Consider the following 26,801-nt stretch of genomic DNA (forward strand, 5'->3'; position numbering starts at 1 on the left):
CGCGATGGCTGGCGTGGGCGTCCGCTGTTGCGTACCTTGTCGTGCACTTCGTGGGCGCCGTGGCGGCGCCACCCTCGTGTATGTGCTGTGCTTGCTGGTGATCATCTTGTTGCTGGGCATATCGGCGGCGCAGATGGCCTTGCAGGGCGAGAAGGCGGCACGGGGCGAGCGTGACAGGCAGATCGCGTTTCAGGCGGCGGAGGAGGCATTGGTGGATGCGCAGAACGATATCGAAGGCTTGCCCGGCGCACCGGGGCGCAGCAGCCTCTTCGCGCCAGGCAGTGCGGCAGGGTTTGCGGACGGCTGCGGCGAAGGGGGGACACTGGGCCTGTGCCTGCCGGCAGCCCCGGGTGCGCAGGCACTCTGGCTGAGCACTGACCTGGGTGGTGACGAAGGGGGCAGCCGCACCGTGCCGTACGGCCAGTTTACGGGCGCCGCCATGCAGACGGGGCAGGGTTTCCTGCCATCGCGCCGGCCCCGCTACCTCATCGAATTGCTGCCGTTTCATCCGCCCGGCGCGCAGGCCACGGCAGTGGCAGGCGGCCTGGCCACGGAAAGCTATGTGTACCGCATCACGGCCATCGGTTTTGGCGCGCAGGAAAGCACGCAAGTCGTGCTGCAAAGCTATTACCGCAAGCAGGCGGCTGGAGCGGGGCCATGAGGACTTTGCCGTCCGCTTTCTCGTCCGCGCTGCGCTGCTCCGGCTGGGCCGGGCTGCTGGTGGCTGGCCTGATTTGCAGTAGTGTCCTTGCCGCCGCTCCCCCAGTGACCTTGGCGCGGGCCGACGCGGGCTTGCACGGCGCCAGGGTGCCGCCGAATCTGCTGCTCAACCTGTCCCTTACGCACGCGGCCGCCGCTGCCGCATATGGCGGCGACTATGCGCCGCAGCGCGAGTACCAAGGTTATTTCCATGCCCGCATGTGCTACAGCTATCCGTATCGCAGCAAGGACGGCGTCATGCTGCCGGACTTGCGCGTAGCGACCGCTTACTTCTCCGTGCTGAAACCGGCCGATGCGCTGCACGGCTGCGGCGGAGACAGTTTCAGCGGCAACTTTCTCAACTGGGCCAGTGCCAGCATGCTCGACATCGTGCGCTATGCGCTGACGGGCGGCGACCGCGTCATCGACGAGGTGCGCAAGACGGTGCTGCAGCGCGCCTATTTGCCCAATGCCGACAGCCCCATCGACTTTTTTGCCCACCCCGTTTTTTTCCCGCGCAAGGTCTTGCAGACTGGCGTGGCGGCGGCGACACCGTTTGCGTTGGCGCAACTGGCCATCGTTTCTTGCCGTAATCGCCTGTTGTTCGGCGACGCCAGTTTGCCTCCGGGCGGCAATTGCGACGCGCCTGGGGCCGCCGCCACGCACGGCGTGTTCCTCGCGCGCGTGCGCGTGTGCGACGCTGATGAGGGGCCGCTGCGCGACGACTTGTGCCTGGCGTATGGCAAGAACTACAAGCCGGTGGGCGCCGTGCAGCGCCATGGCGGCAGGGTGCGCGTGGGCGTGTTTGGCCATTTGAATGGCCTGCCTGCAAGCGCTGGCGCCGTGTATGGCGGCGTGCTGCGCGCGCCGCTGGCCCACGTGGGACAGCGGCGCTGGATGGCGCCCGACTTTATGCCGCAAGACAATGCTGGCGCCGAGTGGCATCCCGCCACTGGCGTCTATGCGGCTCAAGCTGGGGCCCAAGGCGCGAGCCCTGGCGGCGGGGTGACCGCTTACATCAATGGCCTAGGCCGCGGCAACGCCGGGCATCCCGGCGCGTACGCCAGCGCGGCGCCGCTGGCTGAATTGCTGTACGAATCGCTGCGCTATCTGCAGGGGCGGCAAGCGAGCGCCGTCGTGCCACCCGCTACGGCACCGCCTGCCATCGACGACGGCTTGCCGGTCGTGACGCAATGGAGCGACCCGCAAACGGCCAGTTGCCAGCGTCACATCGTCGTCAGTTTCGGCGATGCGGGCATGGCGGGCGACCGCTACGTGCCCGGCAACGTTCCGGCGACTCCCGCATCAAACGGCGACCGCGCCCGCGCGCCGGACAGTTTTGCGCCGCCACCGTTCGATGCGATGGCCTGGACGCATGCGGTGGGCAGCCTGGAAAGCGGTGGCGCGCAAGGCAATCCCGCGCCACGGCCCGAACTGGCGGCACTGGAATTGCTGGCCGAGGGGGCGGGCGGCGCCAGCTACCATGCGGCAGGACTGGCCTACTGGTCGCATGTGCAGGCACTGCGTCCTGGCGGCAAGAGCGACGGCATGGCGAAGGTCGAGCACTATGCGGGCGACTTGCGCCAGGGCGACCCGGCCGGCGAATCGGCCGCCACTCCCGCCGCTACGCCCTTGTTATTGGCGGCCAAGTATGGCGGTTTTCTCGATGCCAATGGCGATGCCAACCCCTTCAAGAGCGCGGCTGGCAGCGCGCTGAACGAGTGGAGCCTGGACGGCCGCTGGCCCGCCCACTACCTGCCCGGCAGCGATCCGGCCGCCCTGATCGGGGGACTGCGCGCAGCCTTTGCGGCCGCCGACAAGGGCAGCTTGCCGGCGACGCTCGCCGGGCCGGCCCTGATGGCGCTGGCCAGCGGCACGGAAGAGGCATACTGGTTCCAGACGCAGATGCGCCTGGCCGATGGCAGCATGACCTTGTCGCGCACCGCATTTGCCCTAGGGGGCGATGGCGCACTGCTTCCCGGCAAGCCATGGTGGCGCACGGGCTTGCAGGAGCAGGTCGCGCCAGATGGAACGCCGGCGGTTTTGCGTCCCGTCTACACGCTCGACGCCAAGGGCACCCTGATGCCGCTGGCCTGGAAGCGGCTCGATACGGAGCAGCGCGGCGCATTCGACGGTGGCGATGGACGAGGGGAAGCGCGCCTGGCGTATCTGCTGGGCCAGCGCACGCATGAGGTGGGCCAGCCGGGCGGCTTCCTGCGCCGCCGCTCAGGCAGCCTGGGCGCCGCGCCGCATGGCAATTTGCTGTACGTGGGCGCGCCGGGGCTGGGCATGCAGGGGGCAGGCTATGGCTTGCACCGCCAGGCGCTGCTGCAGCGGCGCAAAATGCTGTACCTGGGCGCCAGCGACGGTTTGCTGCATGCCTACGATGCGCGCACGGGCAGCGAATTGTTTGCCTATCTGCCGCAGGCGCTGCTGCACCTTGCGCCAGCCGCTGCGAGCACTCACTACAGCTCCGGCCCGCTGCTCGATGGCGCGGCGGCCACGGCGGAAGTGCTGGCGCTGGGGCATTGGAAGACGGTACTGGTGTCGGGCATGGGCGGCGGGGCGCAAGGCATGTTTGCGCTCGACATCACGGATCCGGCCCGCTTCGCGCAAGACGGAGCGCTGTGGGAGTTTACGGACCGTGACGACAGGCTCATGGGCAACGTGCGCGGGCCGCCCAGCTTTGCCCGCATCAACATGGGCGGCAAGGAGGGCGCGCCAGCCTACCGCGATTTTGCCATCGTCGCCAGCGGCTATAACAACCATGTGGATGATGGCAAGGACACGACGGCGCCCGTGTCGGCCGCCGCCATTTTCCTGCTGGCGCTGGACAAGGCGCCCGGCACGCCCTGGGTGTTGGGAAGTAATTACTTCCGCCTCAAGGTGCCTGTGGCCAGCGGTGGTGGTGGCGATGGCGGCCATGACACTGATGCGGGCGCGAACGCGGGCGCTGACGCCATGCCCCACGCGCTGGGTCCGCCCGTCGTGGTGCCGGGCGGCGACGGCGCGCTGGCTTATCTATATGCGGGCGATTTGCAGGGCAATATCTGGCGCCTCGACATGGCTGGCGGACCGCCGTGGAAAGAGGGGCCGGGACGCAAGCTCGTCTTTGTCGCGCGCGATGCGCAGGGCAGGCGCCAGCCCGTGACGCAACAGCTGAACGTGGCCTACGCGCCCGGTGGTGGCTATCTGCTGCTGTTCGGCACGGGCAAACTGGTCGAAGCGGCCGATACCTCACCTTCCGCCTTTTTGTCGCAATCGTTTTATGCCGTGCACGACGACGTGCGGGCAGGCTCACCCACGCGCAGCCGGGCTGACCTGGAGCCGCGCAGCTTGGGCGAGGCGGTGGGCGGCGTGCGCGTCGATGGCGCCGAGCTGCGCTATACAGGCAGCGACGCCATGCGCGGTTGGTACCTCGATTTCCTCAATACCGCGCAAACGGGCGAACGCAGCATCGGCAGTCCCGTACTGGCCGCCGGCAAGGTGCTGTTCAACACCGTCATGCCCGGGCGCGATCCTTGCGCCAAGCCGGCCACGCGCCTGTACGTGCTTGATGTGCTGAGCGGCTTTGCCGCCGATGGCGCCGGTGTCGTGCAGGCGGGTGCGCAGACGGGGCGCTTGTTCGACGGCCTGGCGCGCGCGCCGCCGCTGGCGCTGGAATTGAACAGCACGGTGGGTGCCGCGACGGCGGCGGGGCGGGCCGAGGGGCGCAAGGAACTGGCGGTGCTGCAGCCTGGCTTGCCTGGCGCAGCCAGCGGGGCGGGACTCAAGGTCGTCAGCGCACCGCTGCCGGCCCGGCGCCTCAGTTGGCGCGAAGTGGCGAACTGGCGCGAATTGCACGAGGCGGCCAAGAAAAAATAGGCCCAGTGAGGCTGGCGCATCGCATCGGCGGCGATTTCAGGAACGACGGGAGGTCATATGGGCGTGGTGGCAAGCCGGAACGGTCCCGCTGCAAACGGTGGTGCTCCTGCTGCCACACGGGGCTTCAGCCTGATCGAACTGCTATCCGCTCTGGCGATCCTGAGCCTGTTGCTGGCGCTGGCCGTGCCCGCCTATCACGGTCATGTCGTGCGCGCCAAGCGGGTGCAGGGACAGGCGGCCCTGCTGCGGCTGATGCAGCAGCAGGAGCGCTATTATTCGCAAAACAACCACTATCTGGCATTTTCCTCCGCGTCGCCGTCGTCGCAAGTGCAGCAGTTTCCATGGTGGTCTGGCGAAGGGGGCGCGGCCGGCAGCGCGTATGAAATCGAGGCGCTGGCTTGTCCCGGCCTGGCGATCGGGCAATGCGTGCTGTTGCGCGCGATGCCGGGCACGTCCAAGGTCGATGCGCACTTCCAGGATGCCGATTGCGGCGTGTTGTCCTTGAGCAGCACGGGCCAGCGCGGCAGCAGCGGCCCGTCCAGCCATTGCTGGCCCTAGGCCACGGCCATGCACAAGCGCTCACCGCGGATTGGGCACGCCTTCGGGTACACCGTCGGGCATACCCTGCCCGAATTGCTGGCCGTGCTGGCGATTGCCGCGTTGCTGGCGGCCGCTGCCATGCCCAGCCTGCAGCAGGTGCTGGCACGCCAGCAGGTGCGGACGGCGGCTACCGACTTGTTTTCGGCCATCGAACTGACGCGGGCACAGGCGATGGCGCGGGGACAGCGGGTGCTGCTGATGCCGGCCGGAGCCGGTGGCGTGGATTGGCGCACGGGCTGGCTGATGTTCATCGACCGCAATGCCAACCTGGCGTTCGATGGCGATGACGAATTGCTGTTCCGCCAGGGGCCGCTGCCGGCGGGCATCACGGCCCAGTTCGCGTTTTCGTCGGCCACGGCGCCGTTTTATATCGCCTACAATGGCGCAGGACGCAGTTGCAGCGCGACCAATAGCCTGGCGGCGCGCTGGGGTACCTTGTCCCTGGCTTTGGGAAAGCAGGTACGGCATATTAAAATCAATATGCTGGGCAGGGTGCGCGTGTGCGACCCGCAGCAGCAGGCGGCCAATTGCAGCGGCGTGGCCGACAGTTCGTAACCCGACTCACCTATCACTCACTAGCAAAGAAGCCCGTGGAAATACTCAACGATATCGATGGCATGCGCCTGGCGCTGGAATGGGCGGCGCGCGGTTTGTACACGACCTCGCCCAATCCCCGCATCGGCTGCGTGATCGTCAGGGATGGCCAGGTGATCGGCGCCGGCGTGACGCAGGCGGCCGGGCAGGATCATGCCGAAGTACAAGCGCTGGCCAATGCGGCGGCGCGCGGCAACGATGTGCGCGGCGCCACCGCCTATGTCACCCTGGAACCATGCAACCACCACGGCCGCACGCCGCCATGCTCTGATGCGCTCGTGCGCGCGGGGCTGGGGCGCGTCGTGGCCGCCATGACGGACCCGAACCCGCTGGTGGCGGGGCAGGGGCTGGCCAAACTGGAGGCGGCCGGCATCGCCGTCACCACGGGCGTGCTGGCCGACGAGGCATATGAAATGAATATCGGCTTCTTTTCGCGCATGCAGCGCGGCAAGCCGTGGGTGCGCATGAAAACGGCGGCCAGCCTGGACGGCATGACAGCCTTGCACAACGGGCAAAGCCAGTGGATCACCGGGCCGCAAGCGCGCGCCGACGGCCACGCCTGGCGCGCGCGCGCCTGCGCTATCCTGACGGGCATCGGCACCGTCAAGGCGGACGATCCGCAATTGAACGTGCGCGCCGTCGAGACGCCGCGCCAGCCGCGCCGCATCGTCGTCGACAGCCGGCTCGACATCAGCCTCGACGCGCGCATCTTGCAGGGCGGCGGCACGTGGATCGTTGCGGCCGTGGCCAACCCGGAAAAGGAAGCGCAGTTGCAGGCGCTCGGCGCGGAAGTCATCATGCTGCCGAACGCGGCCGGCAAGGTCGACTTGGCCGCGCTGATGCTGGAACTGGGACGCCGGCAATGCAATGAAGTCCACGTCGAGGCCGGTTCCAAACTGAACGGTTCGCTAATCCGCGAAGGCTGCGTCGACGAGCTGCTGGTCTACCTGGCGCCCACCTTGCTGGGCGATGCGCAAGGCATGTTTGCCTTGCCCCCATTGACGGATATCAAGCAGCAGCGCACTTTGCAATTTCACCAGGTTCAGCAAGTGGGCGAAGATTTGCGTATCCTTGCAAGATTCGCCCAGCGCAATTAATACTTTCATACTTTTATAGGGTTAGTTCATGTTTACAGGAATTGTTGCCGCCATCGGCAAGATTGAAACCGTGCAACCGCTCGACGGCGGCCTTGATGCAGGCGTGCGCCTGAACATCCACGCGGGCGGCTTGCCGCTGGCTGACGTGGCCCTGGGCGATTCGATCGCCATCAATGGCGCCTGCATGACGGTGGTGGAAAAGTCGGACACGGGTTTTGCAGTCGATGTCTCGCGCGAAAGCCTCAATTGCACCGTGGGCCTCGATACCACCACGGAAGTGAACCTGGAAAAAGCCCTGACCCTGGCCGAGCGCCTGGGCGGCCACTTGGTGTCCGGCCACGTCGACGGCCTGGGTATCGTGCGCAAGTTCGAAGCCGTGGGCGAATCGTGGGAACTGGTGATCGAGGCGCCGCACGAGCTGGCGAAATACCTGGCCTTCAAGGGTTCCGTCGTCGTCAATGGCGTGTCCCTGACCGTCAACCGCGTGGAAGACCTGGGCGCGGGCGCCGTCAACGGCTGCCGCTTCTCGATCAACCTGATCCCGCACACGATCGCCATGACGACCCTGAAACACTTGACGGTCGATGGCAAGGTCAACCTGGAAATCGACCTGATCGCCCGCTATGTCGAGCGCATGCTGTCGCTGGACAAGGCTGCCGCTTAACACCACAGCTTGAAGCAACACACAGCTGCCGCGTCCGTGGCCCTGCCAAGCGTGTGTTGCTTTTCTTTCAGACGCGCATACTATGAAGCTTTCCGCAGTGGAGGCTAGCCATGGACCCGATTTCGCGCGCAACCGTGCCCAACACCATCCCGGCCACGTCCCGCGTGGGCGCAACGGCGCCGCTACCGCCTGTACTGCCCGTGCCGCCTTCCAGCGCGGCGGCTGCTCTTGCCATCCTGTCATCGACCCAGGTCGACATCTCCCCGCTGGGCCAGTTCCTGTCCGGCGTGGCCTTGTCGCGCCGGCAACTGCTGGCCTTGCAGGGCGCCACGGAAGAGGCCAGGGCGGCAAATACCCCAGTGAATGTCAATGACGACTTGCTGGCGCTGGCGCGGCAGTTGACGGAATCGTTCGCCCAGCTGCAAACGAGCGGCATCGATGCCAGCCAGCTGGCGACGGCCGGCGACGCGCCGGGCAGCCTGGCGCAGCGCTACGATTTGCTGTCGGGCGATGGCACGACCGATGCGGCCGCCGCGCTGGCGCAGGACGGCAGCTTGCTCACGCAAGCGCAACTGGCCCGCATCGGCATCGACTTACGCAATGAAGATGTCGATGCGGTCATTTTGCAGGCCGCGTATGCGGCCGACAGCAATGCCACCCTGGATGCCTTGCAACAGGGAACGGACGTGCTGGCGCAGGTGGGCGCCGTGCTGGCCCAGCAGCAGGGCGCGCCGCTGGCTGCCGTGGTCGAAGCGGATTTGACGGGCGAAGCACTGCCGTCCAGCGCCGCGCAGGCTCCGCAGGCTCCGCAGGCCGAGCAGATGCAGGCTATCGACGAAGCGCCGTCGCAAACGGCCGCCATTGCGCAGCGGCAGCTGGAACTGCAGCAGCAACTGGAAGCGGAAGAGCTGAACCTGGACTTGCAGGAGCTGCGGCCCCAGCCGCAGGCGCAAGCAGCGGCCGATGCAGCGCAATTGCTGCAGACGCAGCGCACCGACAACCAGCGCGTCGATGCCCAGCGCCTGGACGCCGAACGCCTGGACAGCGAACGCATCAATACCGATCAGCAGGCGCAGCAGCAGGAAGCTGCGCGGGTGGACGAACTGCGGCAGGGGCAAGTGCAGCAGCAGGGATTGCAGCAGCAGGCGCAAGCAGCGGCGGACGATGCGGCGCGGGCGCAGCTGGCCGCCAGCGACGCGCAGATGGCGGCCCAGGCGGCATCCGACCGGGCGCAGTCGCTGGCGCGCGCGGCGCAGGGGCAGGCCGATGCCGGCCTCGCGACGGCGCAAGCCCGGCTGGCCCAGCAAAATGCGCAGGCGCAAGAGCTGGCTGCGCAAAACGCGGGCCAGGCCGTGCCGCCGCCTTCATCGCAAGACCCGTCCGTGGCGGCGGCCATCGCCGCCTATAACCTGAACAATGCAGCCCTGAATCCCGGTTTGATGAACCGGCCATTGCCGGCCAGCGACTCGCGCCTGCCGCTGGTGGCGCCGGTGGCCCCTGTGGAACCCGTCAAGCCCGTGACGAAAATCTAGGGCTGCAGGGTAGCGTCCAGGGTAATGTTGGCTTTAAGCAGCTTCGACACGGGGCAGCCGGCCTTGGCCTTGCCCGTCAATTCCTCGAATTGAGCCTGGCTGGCGCCGGGGATCTTTGCTTTCAGGATCAAATGGACGGCCGTGATGGCAAAACCGTCGTCGACCTTGTCGAGGGTGACTTCGGCCGTCGTCTCCATCTTTTCCGCCGTCAGGCCCGCTTCGCCAAGGATCAGCGACAGGGCCATGGTGAAGCAGCCCGCGTGCGCGGCGCCGATCAATTCCTCGGGATTCGTGCCGGGCTTGCCTTCGAAGCGGCTGGCAAAGCCGTAGGGATATTCCTGCAAGGCGCCGCTGCGCGTGCTGATGGCGCCCTTGCCATCCTTGATGCCGCCTGACCAGATGGCCGATCCATTGGTTTTCATAGTGCCGCTCCTGTGTGGGGTGTCGCTGCGAGTGGGGCGTCAGCGCCGTGGCGGTGACTGGCTGATCTTATGCTCTTTGCAAGGCCGGCGGCGCGCGCCTTGCCGTCGCCGTATGCGCTGGATCAGGGAATGGGCGCTTTGCAGGGCAGGCGGTGGCATCCGTGCCGCAAAGCTGTCTTATTTCAGGTCTGCAAGCGCTAAATCCTTTAAAATAGCAGGTTATAAGAAAATTCCCGGAAATCTGAGGAATATTCGCACTCGATGTTTCAGTTCGGTTTCAGTTTTTAGTTTCACTAACAACGCCAGGCAAAACCGTCGCGAGCGGAAGGAAGAGGTGGCTGAGAAGCGCAACCGTACGAAGGTACGGTGAGCATCGCAAGCCGCCTATACCGACGCGCAGCAGGTTTTGCCGGGCGTCATACGAGGATGAACAATGTCTATATCCAGCACCGAAGAGATCGTCGCTGAATTGCGCGCCGGCCGCATGGTGATACTGGTCGATGAAGAAGACCGGGAAAATGAAGGCGATCTGGTGCTTGCCGCCGATTTCGTGACGCCTGAAGCCATCAATTTCATGATCACGCATGCGCGTGGCCTGGTCTGCCTGACCCTGACGGAAGAGCGTTGCGACGAGCTGAACTTGTCGATGATGACGTCGCGCAACGGCACCGCCTATGGCACCAATTTTACCGTGTCCATCGAAGCGGCCGAAGGCGTGACGACGGGCATTTCCGCCGCCGACCGCGCCAAGACTATCCAGGTGGCCGTAGCCAAGGGCACGCAGCCCAGCGATATCGTCCAGCCTGGCCATATCTTCCCGCTGAAAGCGCAAAAAGGCGGCGTGCTGATGCGTGCAGGCCATACGGAAGCCGGTTGCGACCTGACGGCCATGGCCGGCTTGACGCCCGCCTCCGTGATTTGCGAAATCATGAAGGAAGACGGCACCATGGCGCGCCTACCGGACTTGCTGGTCTTTGCGGAACAACATGGCTTGAAAATCGGCACGATTGCCGACCTGATCCATTACCGCAGCCAGACGGAATCGCTGGTCGAGCGCGTTGCCGAGCGCACCTTGCACACGGCGCACGGCGAATTCCGCTTGATCGCCTTCCGCGACAAGCCCAGCGCGTCGGCCCATTTGGCCCTCGTACATGGCGATTTGGCGCCCGGCCTGGAAGCCCTGGTGCGCGTGCACCAGCCCGTTTCCCTGCTGGACGTGCTGGAAAGCGAAGCGACCACCCACTCGTGGACGGTGGCTGCCTCGATGGCCGCCATCAAGCAGGCCGAGCGGGGCGTGATGGTCTTGCTGAACTGCGGCGAGACGTCGGGCGAGCTGTTTGCCCAGTTCGCCGCGCTCGATACGCCGCAAGCCAAGCCGAAAGGCCGCGCCGCCAGCATGGACTTGCGCAGCTATGGCATCGGCGCGCAAATCCTGCGCGACCTGGGCGTGAGCAAGATGCAATTGCTGGCCAGCCCACGCAAGATGCCGTCGATGGCCGGGTTCGACCTGGAAGTAACGGGTTTTCAGTGCCATCCAGGCCAGGACGCCTAACTAAATCTACTGCGCTTCGCGATTTGCGGCCTGTGATGCTCACTGTACCTTCGTACAGTTGCGCTTCTCGACCACAACTCGCTGCCGCTCGCTACGATTTTGTCAGGCGTCGATGTAGAGTAAATGATGGCGACATGTGCATGTCGCCCTGAACCACCAGATTAAAGAGGCTTATGATGAGCGTAGGAACATATGAAACCAATTTTGCCGGCGAAGGTTTGCGCGTCGGTATCGTCCAGGCACGATTCAATGAAATCGTCGGTGGTGGCTTGCTGTCGGCATGCCTGGAAGAGTTGAGCAAGCTGGGCGTGGCCGACGAAGATATCCTGCACGTGACCGTGCCGGGCGCCCTGGAAATCCCACTGATTCTGCAAAAAATGGCAGAAACCGAGCAATTCGACGCCCTGATCGCACTGGGCGCCGTGATTCGCGGTGAAACCTACCACTTCGAGCTGGTATCGAACGAATCGGGCGCGGGCATCACGCGCGTCGGTCTCGATTACGGCATCCCCATCGCCAACGCAGTGTTGACGACCGAAAACGACGAGCAAGCGGAAGTACGCATGCTGGTCAAGGGAGCGGAAGCGGCACGCGTGGCAGTGGAAATGGCCAATCTGGCGCAAGCGCTAGAAGAGTTGCAAGACACCGACGAAGACTAAGCGCGTGTGATAAGAATGCCATGGCTGCGTTGCAAGGCCTCGCCGTACTATCGTACTGCCTTCGGCCCCGCGCCTTGCCCTGACATCCTTCTCACGCGCGCTTGAATTGCGGCTGCGCTACCTAAAAGCGCGCCGCAGTGTCTCGCCGGAATTTGTAGTGAACACGTATTTAAGAACAGGTAACAATCATGACTGAGAAAAATTTGCTCGCCAATCCCAGCAAAAACCGCACGCCGCGTCACCGCGCGCGCGAGTTTGCGCTGCAGGGCTTGTACCAGTGGCTGCTGAACAATGAAGACGCGACCACCGTCGTGAACAATATTCGCGCCGCGCATGGTTTCGACAAGGCCGATGGCGATCATTTCACGGTGCTGCTGTACGGCGCCATCAAGGATTCGCTGGCGCTGCGCGAAAGCATGGCACCATTGATCGACCGCAATATCGCGGAACTGTCGCCCATCGAGCACGGCATCCTGCTGATCGGCGCATTCGAGCTGAAGAACAACATGGAAATCCCGTACCGCGTCGTCATCAACGAAGCGGTCGAGCTGGCCAAGTCGTTTGGCGGTATCGATGGCCACAAGTATGTGAACGGCGTGCTGGACAAGCTGGCAGTGAAATTCCGCGAGGAAGAAGTGGGCGCCAACAAGCGCAAGTAATATATACGGCAGTTCCTGCGGCTGATGCTGCAGGGCAATAAAAAAGCCACCGGCACTTGCGTGCGGTGGCTTTTTTACTGGGTGCAGCTTTTTGGATGCCCCTGTGAGGGCTTTTAAAGGGTCACAGGCCGGCGATCTCGTTATGGGGCAATACTTTGATGGTGATGCCGCTTTCCGCTGCCGGGGCCTTGGCTGGCGCTGGCGTGTTCGATGCCATCACCGGCGTCGTGGTCGGCACGCGCTGGCCGGCCGACACTTGTTTCAGGCGGCGGTATTCAGCCAGCACGCGCGAGCCATAGCCCGAGTCGGTGGCGAAGTTGGCGGCGCCGACGTAGGTTTTGAGGCCCGCTTCGACGGAACCGCCACGCGTGACGTAGTCTTTCAGGATCAGGGAGCCGACGCGGATGTTGGCGACGGGATTCAGCGCTGCCTGCACGCCGCCCATTTCCTGGAAGCGCTCATGGTGCACTTTCGACATGACCTGCATCAAGCCTTGCGCGCCGACGGGGCTTTCCGCGAACGGGTTCAAGCCCGATTCGATGGCCATCACGGCCAGGATCAGCAGCGGGTCCAGCTTGATTTCACGGGCTGTCAGGTAGGCCGTCGAGACGAGCATATTGGTCGCATCGTTGGCTACGCGGTAGCGCTTGGAAAGCCAGTTGGTGACCCATTGCTGCTGCTTTTGCGTGCCCAGCAAGGCTTTTTCTTCCTTGCTCAGCGGTGCGTCGCTGGCGGCCGTTTGCACGGAAGCAGGCGCCTCCATCAGTGCCGACAGGGCCGGTGCTTCAACGGCTTGCGCCTCTGCCATCGGCAGCGGGAACAGGCTGTGCGTCAGTTGCTTGCCCAGGTCAGGGCGGAACATCAGCAGGGCGATCAGTGCCAGGGCGGAAATGCCGAAGACTGTCAGTGTGTGTTGCGCCGTGGTCAATACGCCACGTGCCGAAATGGCTTGTGCGCGGGCGCGCAAACGCGCCAACGCTGGCTGGCCAGCCACGGTTGAAGCAGGCAAAGCTGCTTCAGTGCTACGATGAGTCATAGAGTTCCCCGAAATGTCGCGTCAACAGGCAGTCCCTCCGCGGTCTCGCGGTGTTGTGGGTACTGCCAATGCCGTGCATCAGAAATATCATCGTTTCCGCCGCGTATGGATGCGTGCGAGAAACGCCGTCATTGCTTGCTTGAGCTGATCGGTCCCGTTTTTGGTATTGGATCAGTCGCAATACAACTTTTACCGGGGGTAAGGCAGACGCCTTTTGAAAACACTCCTTAAAATGTCATGTGGAGCCCCGACTCCGTGAATGAAAGAGAAACGCTAAAATCAAGCTCTGGGCCGGCGTGCTCTTTCAAGTTGGGCGAATTGTAGAAGCCGTTTTATATCAAGTCAATACTAACGAATCGTTTCTTTATTACTTTTATGTCTTACTTTTTGTCTTGCATTGTGCCAAAAGCCAATAAAATCAATTACTTGGCATAGATCCTTCAGCAACGGCGTCCGACGTCAAAAAAAATTAAAAACACATGAAATATTCAGATTTGCGAGATTTTATTTCTCAACTGCAACAAATGGGTGAACTTAAGCCCATTTCGACCCCCATTTCACCGATTTTGGAGATGACGGAAGTCTGCGACCGCACCCTGCGCGCAGGCGGACCGGCCTTGCTGTTCAACAATCCGACGGGATACGACATGCCGGTGCTGGGCAATCTGTTCGGCACCACGCGCCGCGTGGCGCTGGGCATGGGCGCGGAAGATGTGAGCGAGTTGCGCAAGATCGGCCATGTGCTGGCGCGGCTGAAGGAACCGGAGCCGCCGAAGGATTTCAAGGACTTGCTGGGACTCGGTTCCCTGGTGAAATCCGTGTGGGACATGTCGCCGAAAGAGTTGCGCGGCGCGAAGTGCCAGGAAATCGTCTGGGAAGGCAACGACGTCGACCTGGCGCGCCTGCCGATCCAGCATTGCTGGCCCGGCGACGTCGCCCCTTTGATTACCTGGGGCCTGGTGATCACCAAGGGCCCGAACAAGAAGCGGCAAAACCTGGGCATCTACCGCCAGCAAGTGCTGGGGCGTAATAAGGTCATCATGCGCTGGCTGGCGCACCGGGGCGGGGCGCTGGACTTCCGCGAGCACGCGATCCAGAGCAAGGGCAAGCCGTATCCGATCGCCGTCGCGCTGGGCGCCGATCCCGCTACTATATTAGGGGCCGTCACGCCGGTGCCGGACAGCCTGTCCGAATACCAGTTCGCCGGCTTGCTGCGCGGCAGCCGCACGGAGCTGGTGAAAGCCATCGGCAGCGAACTGCGCGTGCCCGCTTCCGCCGAAATCGTGCTCGAAGGCCATATCTACCCGGATGAAAACCATCCGAGCGGCTACGAGCACGCGCTGGAAGGGCCGTATGGCGACCACACGGGCTACTATAATGAGCAGGACAGTTTCCCCGTGTTTACCATCGACCGCATCACCATGCGCCGCGACCCGATCTACCACTCCACGTATACGGGCAAACCGCCGGACGAGCCGGCCGTGCTGGGCCTGGCCCTGAATGAAGTGTTCGTGCCGCTGCTGCAAAAGCAGTTCAGCGAAATCACGGACTTCTATCTGCCGCCCGAAGGCTGCAGCTACCGCATGGCCGTGGTGCAGATCAAGAAACAGTACGCGGGCCACGCCAAGCGCGTGATGTTCGGCGTGTGGAGCTTCCTGCGCCAGTTCATGTATACCAAGTTCATCGTGGTGGTCGATGAAGACGTGAATATCCGCGACTGGAAAGAAGTTATCTGGGCCATCACGACGCGGGTCGACCCCATCCGCGACACCACGCTGGTCGACAACACGCCCATCGATTACCTGGACTTCGCCTCGCCGGTCAGCGGCCTGGGCAGCAAGATGGGGATCGACGCGACGAATAAATGGCCGGGCGAAACGACGCGCGAGTGGGGCACGACGATCGCCATGACGCCGGAAGTAAAGGCCAAGGTGGATGGCATCTGGCAAGAGCTGGGTTTGTAGGCGCTAAGTAGGTCGGGTTAGCGCTTGCGCGTAACCCGACGTTGCGGCGCTTGCATGTTCAGGGCCTGCGTAGTCAGCAGTGTCGGCTTACGGCCTGCGGCCTAAGCCGACCTACGCATGAAATGATCGCGTGCAGTACGGCAATTTCCCAATCCTGCGCAGGTCGGTTATAATTGTCCCTGGCGGGCCCCTGCGCATCGTGGCATGGCTAACCTGGTCAGGTCGGGAACGAAGCAGCCACGGCTATTAACCATGAGTGCCGCAGATCAGGCTCGCCTCCTTCGGGAATGTTTTATCAGGATCAACAATCAAGCTGCCATGGGCAGCTTTTTTGCTATTACGGTCCCTTTTTCTTGCCGAGCTGCGGCATTGCCAGGCTTGCCGTGTTTTCCATATTTCCAGCTGGCCATGTTATACAATTGCTGCTTTGCCGCGTTTGCCATTTTGAATGGCCCGGCCATGAGGCTTGCGCCCGCCGCGCAGGATCACCCGCAAAATCGCATGGTAAAATCTCAGCATGTCCTATCAAGTCCTCGCCCGTAAATACCGCCCCAAGAATTTCGAGACGCTCGTCGGCCAGGAGCACGTCGTGCGCGCGCTCACGCATGCCTTGCACAGCGGCCGATTGCATCACGCCTACCTGTTCACGGGCACGCGCGGCGTCGGCAAGACGACCCTGTCGCGCATCCTGGCCAAGTCGCTCAATTGCATCGGCCCCGATGGCACGGGCGGCATCACGGCCCAGCCTTGCGGCGTGTGCGAAGCGTGCACGGCGATCGATGCGGGACGCTTTGTCGACTATATAGAGATGGATGCGGCATCGAACCGTGGCGTCGATGAAATGGCGCAGCTGCTCGAGCAAGCCGTGTATGCGCCAAGCAATGCGCGCTTCAAGGTCTACATGATCGATGAGGTGCACATGCTGACGAACCACGCGTTCAATTCCATGCTGAAAACCCTGGAAGAGCCGCCCGAGCACGTGAAGTTCATCCTGGCCACGACGGACCCGCAAAAGATTCCCGTGACCGTGCTGTCGCGCTGCCTGCAGTTCAACCTCAAGCAGATGCCGCCCGGCCACATTATCAGCCACCTGGACAATATCCTGGGACAGGAGGGCATCGCCTTCGAACAGCCAGCCTTGCGCCTGCTGGCCCAGGGCGCCCACGGCTCCATGCGCGATGCGCTGTCCCTGACGGACCAGGCCATCGCGTATGCGGCCGGCGAAGTCACGCTGGATGCCGTGCAAGGCATGCTGGGCGCGCTCGACCAGTCGTATCTGGTGCGTCTGCTCGATGCACTGGCGCAGCAGGATGGCGCCGATCTCCTGGCCGTGGCCGACGAGATGGCTTCGCGCAGCCTGTCCTACAACGGCGCCCTGCAAGATCTGGGCACCTTGTTGCACCGCATTGCGCTGGCGCAAACCGTGCCCGCCGCCTTGCCGCAGGACTTGCCCGAATACGCGGATATCGTGCGCCTGGCTTCCGCGTTTGACGCGGAAGAAGTGCAGCTGTTTTACCAGATCGCCGTGCATGGCCGCAATGAGCTGGGCCTGGCGCCCGATGAATACGCGGGCTTTACCATGACCTTGCTGCGCATGCTGGCCTTTCGGCCCGGCATAGGCGGCGCCGATGGCGTGCCGGCTGCACCGGCCGCTGCCACGGGCAACCGTCCGGCCGCCGTGGCCGCCGCGCGCGCCGCGGCTGGGGCTTCGGCTCCCGCCGCCCGCGCCGCCACGAACAGCGTGGCCAGCCACGCCGCCGTGACACCGCCCGCCGTGGTCGCCGCCGCAGCCGCCAGCATGGCGCGCAGCGAAGCGCCGCCGCCACGCGCGGCTGCGCCGGCGCCAGCCGCTGCACCGGCGCCGGCACCAATGGCGCCGCCGCCCGCTACGCCGCCAGCGGCTGCTCCTGCTGCGGCTGCCCCGGCAGCATCGGGCGCCCCGATCAGTTCCGCGCGCGCCGCCATCAATGCGGCGCTGGAAGCGGCCCGCGCCGCCTCGAAGGGCCGTCCGGGCAGCGCGCCGTCGGCGCCATCGTCGGCGCCCAAGCCAGCCGCACCGGTACCAGCAGTGGCGCCTGTCGCCGCTGCCCCGGCCGCGCCGGTCCAGGCAGCTCCGCCGCCACCGCCCGCCGCCGCGAAAGCGCCGGCGCCGTGGGACGACGCGCCACCCGTGGCCGTGATGGAAGCACCGGTATCCGTACCGGCGGCGGCACCGGTACGCCAGGCGCCGCCACAGCAGCAGGCGCCCGCCGACGACGACTTGCCGCCGTGGGTCACCGAATTTTCCGACGATAGCGCCTCCGCGGCCGTGTCGGCGCCCGCCGCGCAGAGCAGCGAGCAGCCGGCCGTCATTATGCCGCAGCGTGCCGCCAAGCAAGCCGCGCCCAGCGGACCGTATGTGATCACGCCCGTGCCTGGCCTGGACTGGGACGGGAACTGGCCGGCCGTCGCCGCCGTGCTGCCCCTGCGCGGCATAGCCCAGCAATTGGCCGTGCAGGCCGAGCTGATCGAATGCCTGCACGACGGTCACAGCACCACGTTCCGCTTGCGCGTGCCGATCGACACGTGGCGCAGTCCGGCCAACGTGGAAAAACTGGCTGCCGTGCTGAGCGAGCGCTTCGGCCGCAAGGTCAATGTCGATACGGAACTGGGCGCCGTCTGGTACACGGCCAGCGCGGAAGCGCAGGCCCACCGCGAGGCGTGCCAGCTGCAAGCGGAAGCAACCATTGCCAGCGATCCCTTCGTGCTCGACATGAAGCGTGCATTCGACGCTTTTGTTGTGCCGGGAACGATTACCCCTGCACCGGCCGGCTCTGCCGCGCCGACCCTGCATTGATGATTAACACACTCACAAACTGAATTGAACGGAGCATTCTCATGATGAAAAATCAACTGGCTGGCCTGATGAAGCAGGCGCAAGCAATGCAAGACAACATGAAAAAGGCCCAGGAACAACTGGCGCTGGTGGAAGTGGAAGGCCAGTCCGGCGCCGGCCTCGTCAAAATCGTCATGACGTGCAAGAACGACGTCAAGCGCGTCTCCATCGACCCGTCGCTGCTGGCTGACGACAAGGACATGCTGGAAGACCTGGTAGCGGCCGCTTTCAACGATGCCGTGCGCAAGGCGGAAGCGACGTCCGCTGAAAAAATGGCGGGCTTGACTGGCGGCATGAACTTGCCAGCCGGCTTCAAAATGCCATTCTGATGTACTGCCGCATGCGCTCGATCTATGGCACGGGACAAGGTTGATCCATGTCCAAGTCGCTTGAATTCCTGACCGAGGCGCTGCGGCGCCTGCCCGGCGTCGGCCCCAAGTCGGCGCAGCGGATGGCGTTTCATTTGTTGCAGCACGATAGGGAAGGCGCGGCCATGCTGTCGCGCGCCCTGTTCCAGGCCGTCGATGCCGTGCATCACTGCGGCCTGTGCAATACGTTTACCGAACACGAAGTGTGCGAGACCTGTCTCGACGAAGAGCGCGACAAGCGCTTGCTATGCGTGGTGGAAACGCCCGCCGACCAGCTGATGATCGAGCAGACGCTCACCTACAAGGGCCTGTATTTCGTCCTCATGGGGCGACTCTCTCCGCTGGACGGCATTGGCCCGAAAGATATCCACCTCGAAAAATTGCTGAACCGCGCCAACGATGGCGTGGTCGGCGAAGTGGTGCTGGCCACCAATTTCACGAATGAAGGCGAAGCGACAGCCCACTACATCAGCGAAATGCTGAAGGCGCGGGGCTTGCGCGTGAGCCGCCTGGCCCGCGGCGTGCCCGTGGGCGGCGAACTGGAATACGTCGACGCGGGCACGATTGCCCGCGCGATGCTCGACCGCAGGGCAACCTGAGCACAACATGACAACATCCTCCGCGACCACTGGTCCACTGCAAGGCATTAAAGTGCTGGAACTGGGCACCCTGATCGCGGGGCCGTTCTGCGCCCGCATGCTGGCCGAATTCGGCGCCGACGTGATCAAGATCGAGTCGCCCGATGGCGGCGACCCTATCCGTACCTGGCGCGTGCTGAAGGATGGCACCTCGCTGTGGTGGTCGGTGCAGGCACGCAACAAGAAAAGCATCACCTTGAACCTGAAGTCGCCCGAGGGCCGCGCCATCGCGCGCCAGCTGGCCCTGGAAGCGGACATCATCATCGAGAACTACCGCCCCGGCGTGCTGGAAAAGTGGGATCTCGGCTACGAGCAGCTCAAGAAAGAGAAACCGTCGCTCATCATGGTGCGCCTGTCCGGCTTTGGCCAGACGGGGCCGATGAAGGACTTGCCCGGTTTCGGCGCCATCGGCGAATCCATGGGCGGCTTGCGCTACGTGTCCGGCTTTGCCGACCGCCCGCCCGTGCGCGTGGGCGTGTCGATTGGCGACTCCGTGGCGGCCCTGCACGGCGTGATCGGCGCCATGATGGCCCTGCGTCACCGCGACGTGACGGGTGGCCGGGATGGCGGCGAAGGGCAGATGGTCGACGTGGCCCTGTATGAATCCGTGTTCAACCTGATGGAGTCCTTGGTGCCCGAATACGACCAGGCGGGCGTGGTGCGCGAGCGCACGGGCGGCTCCCTGCCCGGCATCGTGCCCTCGAATACCTACACGACGGGCGACGGCGAAAATATCGTGATTGCTGGCAATGGCGACGCCATCTTCAAGCGCTTGATGCTGGCCATGGGCCGCATCGACATGGCGGGCGACCCGCAACTGGCGCGCAACGACGGCCGGGTGGCGCGCACACAGGAAATCGACGACGCCATCGGCGCCTGGTGCGCCACGCACACGATAGACAGCGCGCTGGCCGTGCTGAAGGCAGCCGACGTACCGGCCGGCAAAATCTACTCGGTGCGCGACATGCTGAGCGACCCGCAATTTCTCGCCCGCGACATGTTTGAACAACACCATTTCGCCGACGGCACGCCCGTGAAATTGCCGGCGATCAGCCCGAAACTGTCCGCCACGCCGGGCAAGACCCAGTGGCTGGGGCCGACCCTGGGCCAGCACAACGACGAGGTGCTGGCGTCGCTGGGGTTTGACGCGGCCGCCATTGCGCGGCTGAAGGCGGATGGGGTGGTGTAATTCGCTATTAACCCACAGAATTAAAGCTGGGGTCAGACCCGGCGGGTCTGACCCCAGAATTTGCTTCCCGACTTACTTGATACCGATCATGCCTCCATTGTTCCGCACCGCGCTTGCCCTGGCGTCCGCCGCCATCCTCCTTTCCGCATGCGCCAGCTTCCCCCACGACGCGCCCATCGCGGGCTTGCGCCTGATCGGCGAGCAGCGCATCGCCTTGAAATACCCGTTCGAGGGCACCACGGTGGGCGGCCTGTCCGGCATCGATTACGATGCGGCCAACAAGAGCTGGGTGATGGAAAGCGATGACCGCTCGGCAATCAATCCGGCCCGCTTCTACCGCGCCACCTTGGCCTATGACAGCAAGGCGTTTACGGGCGTGACCCTGGCCAGCGTGCATTTCTTCACGCAGCCCGACGGCAGCCGCTATCCGAACCTGGCGCATGCAAAGCTGGAGCAGGGCGACCAGGTGCCCGACATCGAAACCATCCGCGTCGATCCCCAGGACGGCAGCCTGTGGTACGGCAGCGAAGGCAACCGCAAGGTGGGCTTGGACCCGTTCGTGCGCCATGCCGATAGTGGCGGCCACTACCTGGCCACCTTGCCCACGCCCGCCATGTTCAAGGTTTCGAAGGACGAAATCGGCTCGCGCAACAACATGAGCTTTGAAGCGCTGTCGTTTTCGTCGGATGGCAAGAGCCTGTGGCTGGGCATGGAAGCGGCCCTGTACCAGGATGCTCCGCTGGCTACGCCCGACATCGGCTCCGTCGTGCGCATTACGCGCCTGGACCGCGCCGGCACCGTGCTGGGCCAGTACGCGTATCCGATTGAGCCGGTGGCATCGCGGCCCGCGCCGGGGAAGGAAGCGGACAATGGCGTGTCGGAAATCCTCGCCGTCAACGATCACCAGCTGCTGGTGGTGGAGCGGGCCGGCGTGGAACACGCCGACGGCCTCTACACGAATCACGTACGCATCTACGAGATGGAAACGCAGGGCGCCACCGATATCCAGGCCATCCCGGCGCTGGCGGGCGCCAGCTATGTGCCGGCGCGCAAGCGATTGCTGCTGGACCTGGAAAAGACCGGCCTTGAAAGAGTCGACAATATCGAAGGCATCAGCTGGGGGCCGCGTCTGGAAAACGGCCGCCGCAGCCTGGTGATGATTTCCGACGATAATTTCAACGCCCAGCAAGTCACGCAAATCCTTGCCTTCGAAGTGCTCTAGTTTCCACGCTGGCCAGCTGGCCCCTCTGCCTGGCCAGCATGGCCGTGATCGTGTCGTGCGGCGACGGGTGGCCCAGGAAGTATCCCTGCGCCATGTCGCAGCCATATTCTTCCAGCATCAGCAGTTGCTCGTCCGTTTCCACGCCCTCGGCCACCACCACCATCTTCAAGCCATGCGCCATGGCGATGATGGCGCGCGTGATGGCCGCGTTTTCCGTATCCTGCGGCAAGCCGGCAATAAAACTCTTGTCGATCTTCAAGGCCCGCACATCGAAGCGTTTCAGGTAATTCATTGAAGAATATCCCGTGCCGAAGTCGTCGATCGACAGGTACACGCCGATGCCGCGCAATTGTTCCAGGGTCACCATGGTGGCGCGCGCATCGTCCATCAACGTCCCTTCCGTCAATTCCAGTTCCAGCAGGCGCGCGTCGAGGCCCGTGTCGGCCAGGGCCGAGAGCACGATCTGCATCAGGTTTTCATCCTTGAATTGCTTGGCCGACAGGTTGACGGCCATGCGGATGGCCCGTCCGCCATCGCTTTGCCAGGCCTTGGCCTGGTTGCACGCCGTGCGCAGCACCCATTCGCCGATCGGCACGATGAGTCCCGTCTCTTCGGCCAGCGGGATGAATTCCGTGGGCGAGATGATGCCCCGTTCGGGATGGCGCCAGCGCACCAGCGCTTCCACGCCGACGATCTGCGTGCTGGGCACGTCGATCTGCGGCTGGTACAGCAGGTACAGCTCGTTGTTCTGCAAGGCTTTGCGCAGGCCCACTTCCATCTTGACGTGGCTCATGATTTCCATCGTCAGCGATGAGCTGTACAGCTTGGCGTTGTTCTTGCCGCAGTTCTTCGCGTGGTACATGGCCGTGTCCGCATATTTGAGCAGCGAATTGCAGTCCTCGCCATCTTCCGGATACAGCGAGATGCCGATGCTGGCCGTGACGAAAATCTCGTGTCCTTCGATCATGAAGGGCCGGCGCATGGCTTCTTTCACGCGATGCGCCACGTTGAGCGCGTCCTCCACCCGCTCCAGGTCGGGAATCAGGATCGTGAATTCGTCGCCGCCCAGGCGCGCCAGGTTGCTGCCGCCGGAGATGCCGTCGAGTTCATACTCTGCGCGCAGCACCAGGTCGCTGGGGCGGATGGTTTCGCGCAGGCGCTCGGACACCACCTTGAGCAAATGGTCGCCCACGTCGTGGCCCAGGGTATCGTTGATGCGCTTGAAAGCGTCGAGGTCCATGAATAGCACGGCGAATTTCTTGTCGTGTTCCTTCGAGCGCACCAGTTCGCGCTCCAGCGTTTCCAGGAACGCTTGGCGGTTGGGGATGCCCGTCAGGCTGTCGCAATAGGCGAGGCGGCGGATCTGCTCTTCCGTGCGCTTGCGCTCGCTGATGTCGCGTACCAGGCCCAGCACTTCATCGGCCCCCGTCGCCACCAGGCGCGCCTCGAAATGGCGCGTGCTGTCTTCGTGCGTGAGCGTGTAGTCGACCGAGCCGATATGCTGCGTGGCCAGCACGGCGTGCGCCTGGTCCAGCAGGCGCGCGGCGATTTCGGGCGGCAGCACGTCGCGGATATGGCTGCCCACGCAGTCGCTGAGGGAAAAGCCAGCGCTGGCGTCGTGGCCCTGTTCGTAGTCGAGATAAAAGCCTTCGCGGTTCAGGCGGAAGAAGGTGTCGGGGATGGCGGCCAGCACGGCGCGGTTGTGCGCGTCGGCGATGCGCAGGCGGGCGATGGCGTCGCTGGCGCGCAGCACGTACAGCACGCGGTGGCCGAGGATGGGCCAGTTGATGGGTTTGGAAATGAAATCCGTGGCGCCCACCTCGTAGGCGCGCGTGACGGCTTCCAGTTCGTCGCCGCCCGTGACCATGATGATGGGCACCGTGCCGCCCACTTCCTGGTGGCGGATTTCGCGGCACACGGCAAAGCCGTCCATGGCCGGCATGTCGACGTCGAGCATGACCAGGTCCGGCCCGCTGTGCTTGTAGCTGGCCATGGCCTGCACGCCGTCCTCGGCCTCGATCACGTCCAGGCCCACCTGCGTGAGCATTTGCCGCATCAGCAAGCGCATCACGGGATCGTCGTCGGCCACCAGCACCAGGCCGCGGGGAGGGGAGAGGGGCGCTGTCATGTCAGTGTTCCTTCACGAGGATGGCGTTCAGCGATTCGCGTACGGCCAGGAAGGCCTGCTGCATTTCTTGCAGCAGGGGAGCTGCGCCCTCGGTGCTGCCGGCGCGGCCCAGTTTTTCCATCTCCTTGCACAGCTGCGCCAGGCCGTCGGCGCCCACGTTGGCGCTGCCCGACTTGAGGCTGTGCGCCACCTTGCGCAGCGCTTCCGCATCCGCGCCGGCAATCGCTTCGCGCATGGCGCTCAATTGGCGCGGCGTCTCGCTGGTAAAGGCGAGGATGACCCGTTCGAGCAGCGCATCGCCATCCGTGCCGGACAGGGCGCGGATGTTTTCCAGCGCCTGCCGGTTCAGCGGCTGGGCCGATGTCGCGGAGGCAGGCGCAGGCGGCGGCACTTCGGGCGGCGCCTCCTGCGGCGTGTGTGACTGCGGCGCTTCGCTGTGGTGCACGGTGGCCGCGCGCGGCAGGGTGATCCAGCGGGCGATCGTGTGGCCCAGGTCTTGCTGCGTGAACGGTTTGCTCAGGTAATCGTCCATGCCGGCCGCCAGGCATGCTTCGCGGTCGCCCTGCAGCGCATTGGCCGTGATGGCGACGATGGGCAGCACGCGCGCGTGGCCGCACTGCTGTTCGTGGCGACGGATTTCCGCCGTGGCGGCAAAGCCATCCATCACCGGCATCTGGCAATCCATCAAGATCAAATCGAAATCCTCGGCCTGCGCCGCCTGCAAGGCTTCTTCGCCGTTGCGCGCGCAGACGACGTCCAGGCCCAGGCTGTCGAGCATGGCCAGCGCCACTTCCACGTTGACGGTATTGTCCTCGGCCAGCAGTACGCGGCGGCGCTGGCGCCGGCCCACCTGGCGCGCCGTGTGCGGCGGATGGATGCGCAGGCTGTCGCTGGCGCGCGGCGGCGTGACGATGCAGTCGAACAGGTCGCATTCGCGGGCCGGCTTGATCAGCTGGAAGGCCACGCCCGCCTCGCGCCGCTGCACGGGATCGGCCGCCGCCTGTTCCGTGCTCAGCAGCAGTAATTTGAGGTCGGCCAGCAGCGGATCGCTCTTGATGTTGGCGGCCAGGGCCAGGCCGCTGGTGCGCGGCAATTCCATGTCCAGCAGGGCCACGGCATACGGCGTGCCCGCCTGGGCCGCCGCGCGCAGCTTGCCCAGGCAGTCGCTGGCCGTGCCGGCGCTGTCGCTGACGATGTGCCAGCTGGCCAGTTGCCGCTCCAGCACGGCGCGCGTGGCGGGTGTGTGGTCGACGATCAAGGCGCGTAACCCTCGCGTGGTTTTCAGGTTGAAGGACGGGTCGTCGCTGTCGACCCGCCGCTTATCGAAATTTACTTCGAACCAGAAGATCGAGCCTTGCGTTAAAGCATTATCAACGCCGATAGTGCCGCCCATCAGCTCCACCAGCTGTTTCGAGATCGTCAGCCCCAGGCCCGTGCCGCCGTGCTTGCGCGTGGTCGAACCGTCCGCCTGCGAGAACGATTCGAAGATGCGCGTCTGCGCTTCGTTCGACACGCCGATGCCCGTGTCGTGCACCTCGAAACGCAAGCCCACGCTGGGCGCGTCTTCGCTGCACACGGTCACTTTCACCGTGACCTTGCCCGTTTCCGTGAACTTGATGGCATTGCCCAGCAGATTGACGATGATCTGGCGCAAACGGTTCGGGTCGCCGCAGATGGCGATGGGGATGTCGTAGGCGATATCGAATTCCAGGCTGATGTTTTTCGCTTCCGCCTGCGGCGCGAACACGTGTTCTATGTCGTCGAGCAATTCGCGGAAATTGAAGCGGATGTATTCCACGCTCAGCTTGCCCGCCTCGATCTTGGAAAAGTCGAGGATGTCGTTGATGATCACCAGCAAATTCTGTCCCGAGCGCTGCACCATGCTCGTGTAGTGGCGCTGCTGCGGGCTCAAAGGGCTGGCCAGCAGCAGTTCCGTCATGCCCAGCACGCCATTCATCGGCGTGCGGATTTCATGGCTCATGGTGGCGAGGAAGGCGCTTTTCGCGTGACTGGCCGCCTCGGCCGCATCCTTGGCCTTTTCCAGCTGCGCCGTGCGCACGCCCACCTGGCGTTCGAGCTGGTCGCGGTAATTGGCCAGGGTACTGTCGCGGCTGTCGATCTGCGCCAGCATGTCGTTGAAACTGTCGATCAGCACGCCCAGCTCGTCGCTGCGCTGGTGCGCGATGCGGTGGCTGTAGGTCTGGCTGCTCGACACTTTTTGCGCTGTATCGATCAGCTTGGTGATGGGTTCGGCGATCACGCTCTTGAAGCGCCGCGCGAGGAACACGGCGATCAGGAAGGACAGCACGGTGGCGCCGCCGATGGCGCCTACGTGGCGGCCGATGTCGCGCCACATGTGGTTCAGGTCCGCCTCGATCAGCACGGCGCCGATGATCTGTTGCGGCTCGCCTGGCCGGTAGACGGGACGGTACAAACGCATGCCGGGCGCCAGGGTCGTGCCCGAGCCTTGCGTGACAGGCTGCACGGCCATGTCGGCCAGCAAGGCCGGGTCCATGTCTTCCGGCGCCGGCAGGCCGTCCGCATGCTGCGGCGCGCGGTACAGGGCGAACAAACGCCCGCCCTTGTCGAACAGGGCCGCCTGGGCCACCTCGTCGCGCGCGGACAAGGCCGCCAGCACCTGTTCCGCCTGCCCCTGCGCCGATTTACCCGCCAGCAAAGGCACCGCGCCGGCCGCACCGATCACGCCCGCCAGCGACAGCAATTGCTTGCCTTCATCGTTCTTGTGGCTGAGCACGGACGTCAGCGCAAACGCCACGAACACCAGCAGCAGCGCGCAGCCCGACGACAGTACCGAGATCATGGTCAGCTTCTGGCTGATGCTGGAGCGTTGGAAATTGAACATGCGTCGCTGCTTCCCCGGTCGCCCGTTGACTGTTATTTAATTCCTATTGGAAAAATATAGACGCGAAGACACACCAAGATGTTGATGTGGGTCTAAGGGAAGAGAGGGGAGGGGAACTTATACGAGAGGAAATGAATGGGGCAGTCTCACAAGACCGCCCTCAAATTATTGCTGAG

General features: G+C 64.2%; 20 protein-coding genes and 1 other RNA gene. 17 read left to right on the plus strand and 4 right to left on the minus strand.

Annotated elements, in window-relative coordinates:
* The first annotated feature begins 4 nt into the window (after positions 1-4).
* The 7 genes from BLT98_RS24060 (at position 5) to BLT98_RS24090 (ending at position 9,050) form a co-directional block, all read left to right on the plus strand.
* Positions 5-661 carry a pilus assembly PilX family protein gene (locus tag BLT98_RS24060; protein ID WP_092612205.1) on the plus strand — a complete coding sequence of 219 codons (657 nt, stop codon included), beginning with the start codon at positions 5-7 and terminating at the stop codon, positions 659-661.
* Positions 658-4,563, plus strand: coding sequence for a pilus assembly protein (locus BLT98_RS24065; RefSeq protein ID WP_092612208.1), 3,906 nt, complete (start codon positions 658-660; stop codon positions 4,561-4,563). The genes BLT98_RS24060 and BLT98_RS24065 overlap by 4 nt, the downstream gene beginning before the upstream one ends.
* A gap of 57 nt (positions 4,564-4,620) precedes the next feature.
* Complete coding sequence (locus BLT98_RS24070; protein ID WP_080753664.1) at positions 4,621-5,121, plus strand: type IV pilin protein; 501 nt, start codon at positions 4,621-4,623, stop codon at positions 5,119-5,121.
* Between the two features lie 9 nt (positions 5,122-5,130).
* Complete coding sequence (locus BLT98_RS24075; RefSeq protein WP_244517677.1) at positions 5,131-5,718, plus strand: GspH/FimT family pseudopilin; 588 nt, start codon at positions 5,131-5,133, stop codon at positions 5,716-5,718.
* Positions 5,719-5,753: 35 nt separating this feature from the next.
* A complete protein-coding gene (gene ribD / locus BLT98_RS24080) occupies positions 5,754-6,854 on the plus strand; it encodes a bifunctional diaminohydroxyphosphoribosylaminopyrimidine deaminase/5-amino-6-(5-phosphoribosylamino)uracil reductase RibD (RefSeq protein ID WP_092612212.1) in 1,101 nt (366 codons plus the stop codon).
* Between the two features lie 28 nt (positions 6,855-6,882).
* Positions 6,883-7,518, plus strand: a complete 636-nt coding sequence (locus BLT98_RS24085; protein ID WP_034786589.1) for a riboflavin synthase — start codon at positions 6,883-6,885, stop codon at positions 7,516-7,518.
* Between the two features lie 110 nt (positions 7,519-7,628).
* Positions 7,629-9,050, plus strand: a complete 1,422-nt coding sequence (locus tag BLT98_RS24090; RefSeq protein WP_092612215.1) for a hypothetical protein — start codon at positions 7,629-7,631, stop codon at positions 9,048-9,050.
* Here BLT98_RS24090 and BLT98_RS24095 read toward each other — a convergent pair.
* The gene (locus tag BLT98_RS24095) at positions 9,047-9,472 is read right to left on the minus strand and encodes an OsmC family protein (protein ID WP_034786592.1); all 426 of its coding nucleotides are present in this window, start codon (positions 9,470-9,472) and stop codon (positions 9,047-9,049) included. The genes BLT98_RS24090 and BLT98_RS24095 overlap by 4 nt on opposite strands.
* A gap of 433 nt (positions 9,473-9,905) precedes the next feature.
* Between BLT98_RS24095 and ribBA the strand changes: the two genes are divergently transcribed.
* The 3 genes from ribBA (at position 9,906) to nusB (ending at position 12,342) form a co-directional block, all read left to right on the plus strand.
* Complete coding sequence (ribBA, locus tag BLT98_RS24100; protein WP_092612218.1) at positions 9,906-11,024, plus strand: bifunctional 3,4-dihydroxy-2-butanone-4-phosphate synthase/GTP cyclohydrolase II; 1,119 nt, start codon at positions 9,906-9,908, stop codon at positions 11,022-11,024.
* A gap of 176 nt (positions 11,025-11,200) precedes the next feature.
* Positions 11,201-11,683 (plus strand): 6,7-dimethyl-8-ribityllumazine synthase, encoded by a 483-nt coding sequence (gene ribH / locus BLT98_RS24105; RefSeq protein WP_034786791.1) that lies wholly within the window; start codon positions 11,201-11,203, stop codon positions 11,681-11,683.
* Positions 11,684-11,871: 188 nt separating this feature from the next.
* On the plus strand, positions 11,872-12,342 hold the full coding sequence (gene nusB, locus BLT98_RS24110; protein ID WP_034786595.1) for a transcription antitermination factor NusB: 471 nt from the start codon (positions 11,872-11,874) through the stop codon (positions 12,340-12,342).
* Positions 12,343-12,463: 121 nt separating this feature from the next.
* Here the strand turns inward: nusB and BLT98_RS24115 are convergent, their stop codons facing one another.
* The gene (locus tag BLT98_RS24115; RefSeq protein ID WP_052140520.1) at positions 12,464-13,378 is read right to left on the minus strand and encodes a lytic transglycosylase domain-containing protein; all 915 of its coding nucleotides are present in this window, start codon (positions 13,376-13,378) and stop codon (positions 12,464-12,466) included.
* A gap of 479 nt (positions 13,379-13,857) precedes the next feature.
* Here BLT98_RS24115 and ubiD point away from each other — a divergent pair, with 479 nt between their 5' ends.
* The 7 genes from ubiD (at position 13,858) to BLT98_RS24150 (ending at position 21,634) form a co-directional block, all read left to right on the plus strand.
* Positions 13,858-15,342, plus strand: a complete 1,485-nt coding sequence (ubiD, locus tag BLT98_RS24120) for a 4-hydroxy-3-polyprenylbenzoate decarboxylase (RefSeq protein ID WP_071650179.1) — start codon at positions 13,858-13,860, stop codon at positions 15,340-15,342.
* Positions 15,343-15,523: 181 nt separating this feature from the next.
* Positions 15,524-15,622: signal recognition particle sRNA small type (ffs, locus tag BLT98_RS24125), an RNA gene on the plus strand.
* A gap of 237 nt (positions 15,623-15,859) precedes the next feature.
* On the plus strand, positions 15,860-18,178 hold the full coding sequence (gene dnaX / locus BLT98_RS24130; RefSeq protein WP_092612221.1) for a DNA polymerase III subunit gamma/tau: 2,319 nt from the start codon (positions 15,860-15,862) through the stop codon (positions 18,176-18,178).
* Between the two features lie 41 nt (positions 18,179-18,219).
* Positions 18,220-18,546 carry a YbaB/EbfC family nucleoid-associated protein gene (locus BLT98_RS24135; protein ID WP_034759121.1) on the plus strand — a complete coding sequence of 109 codons (327 nt, stop codon included), beginning with the start codon at positions 18,220-18,222 and terminating at the stop codon, positions 18,544-18,546.
* A gap of 47 nt (positions 18,547-18,593) precedes the next feature.
* Positions 18,594-19,184, plus strand: a complete 591-nt coding sequence (recR, locus tag BLT98_RS24140) for a recombination mediator RecR (protein ID WP_034786598.1) — start codon at positions 18,594-18,596, stop codon at positions 19,182-19,184.
* A gap of 7 nt (positions 19,185-19,191) precedes the next feature.
* The gene (locus BLT98_RS24145) at positions 19,192-20,412 is read left to right on the plus strand and encodes a CaiB/BaiF CoA transferase family protein (RefSeq protein WP_070255267.1); all 1,221 of its coding nucleotides are present in this window, start codon (positions 19,192-19,194) and stop codon (positions 20,410-20,412) included.
* Positions 20,413-20,500: 88 nt separating this feature from the next.
* The gene (locus BLT98_RS24150) at positions 20,501-21,634 is read left to right on the plus strand and encodes an esterase-like activity of phytase family protein (protein WP_092612224.1); all 1,134 of its coding nucleotides are present in this window, start codon (positions 20,501-20,503) and stop codon (positions 21,632-21,634) included.
* Here the strand turns inward: BLT98_RS24150 and BLT98_RS24155 are convergent.
* Together BLT98_RS24155 and BLT98_RS24160 are read right to left on the minus strand one after the other, a co-directional pair.
* Positions 21,603-23,762, minus strand: coding sequence for a putative bifunctional diguanylate cyclase/phosphodiesterase (locus BLT98_RS24155; protein ID WP_092612227.1), 2,160 nt, complete (start codon positions 23,760-23,762; stop codon positions 21,603-21,605). The genes BLT98_RS24150 and BLT98_RS24155 overlap by 32 nt on opposite strands.
* A gap of 1 nt (position 23,763) precedes the next feature.
* Positions 23,764-26,625 (minus strand): hybrid sensor histidine kinase/response regulator, encoded by a 2,862-nt coding sequence (locus BLT98_RS24160; protein WP_092612230.1) that lies wholly within the window; start codon positions 26,623-26,625, stop codon positions 23,764-23,766.
* Positions 26,626-26,801 lie beyond the last annotated feature (176 nt).

The organism is Janthinobacterium sp. YR213 (assembly GCF_900099875.1).
Taxonomy (GTDB): Bacteria; Pseudomonadota; Gammaproteobacteria; order Burkholderiales; family Burkholderiaceae_D; genus Janthinobacterium; species Janthinobacterium lividum.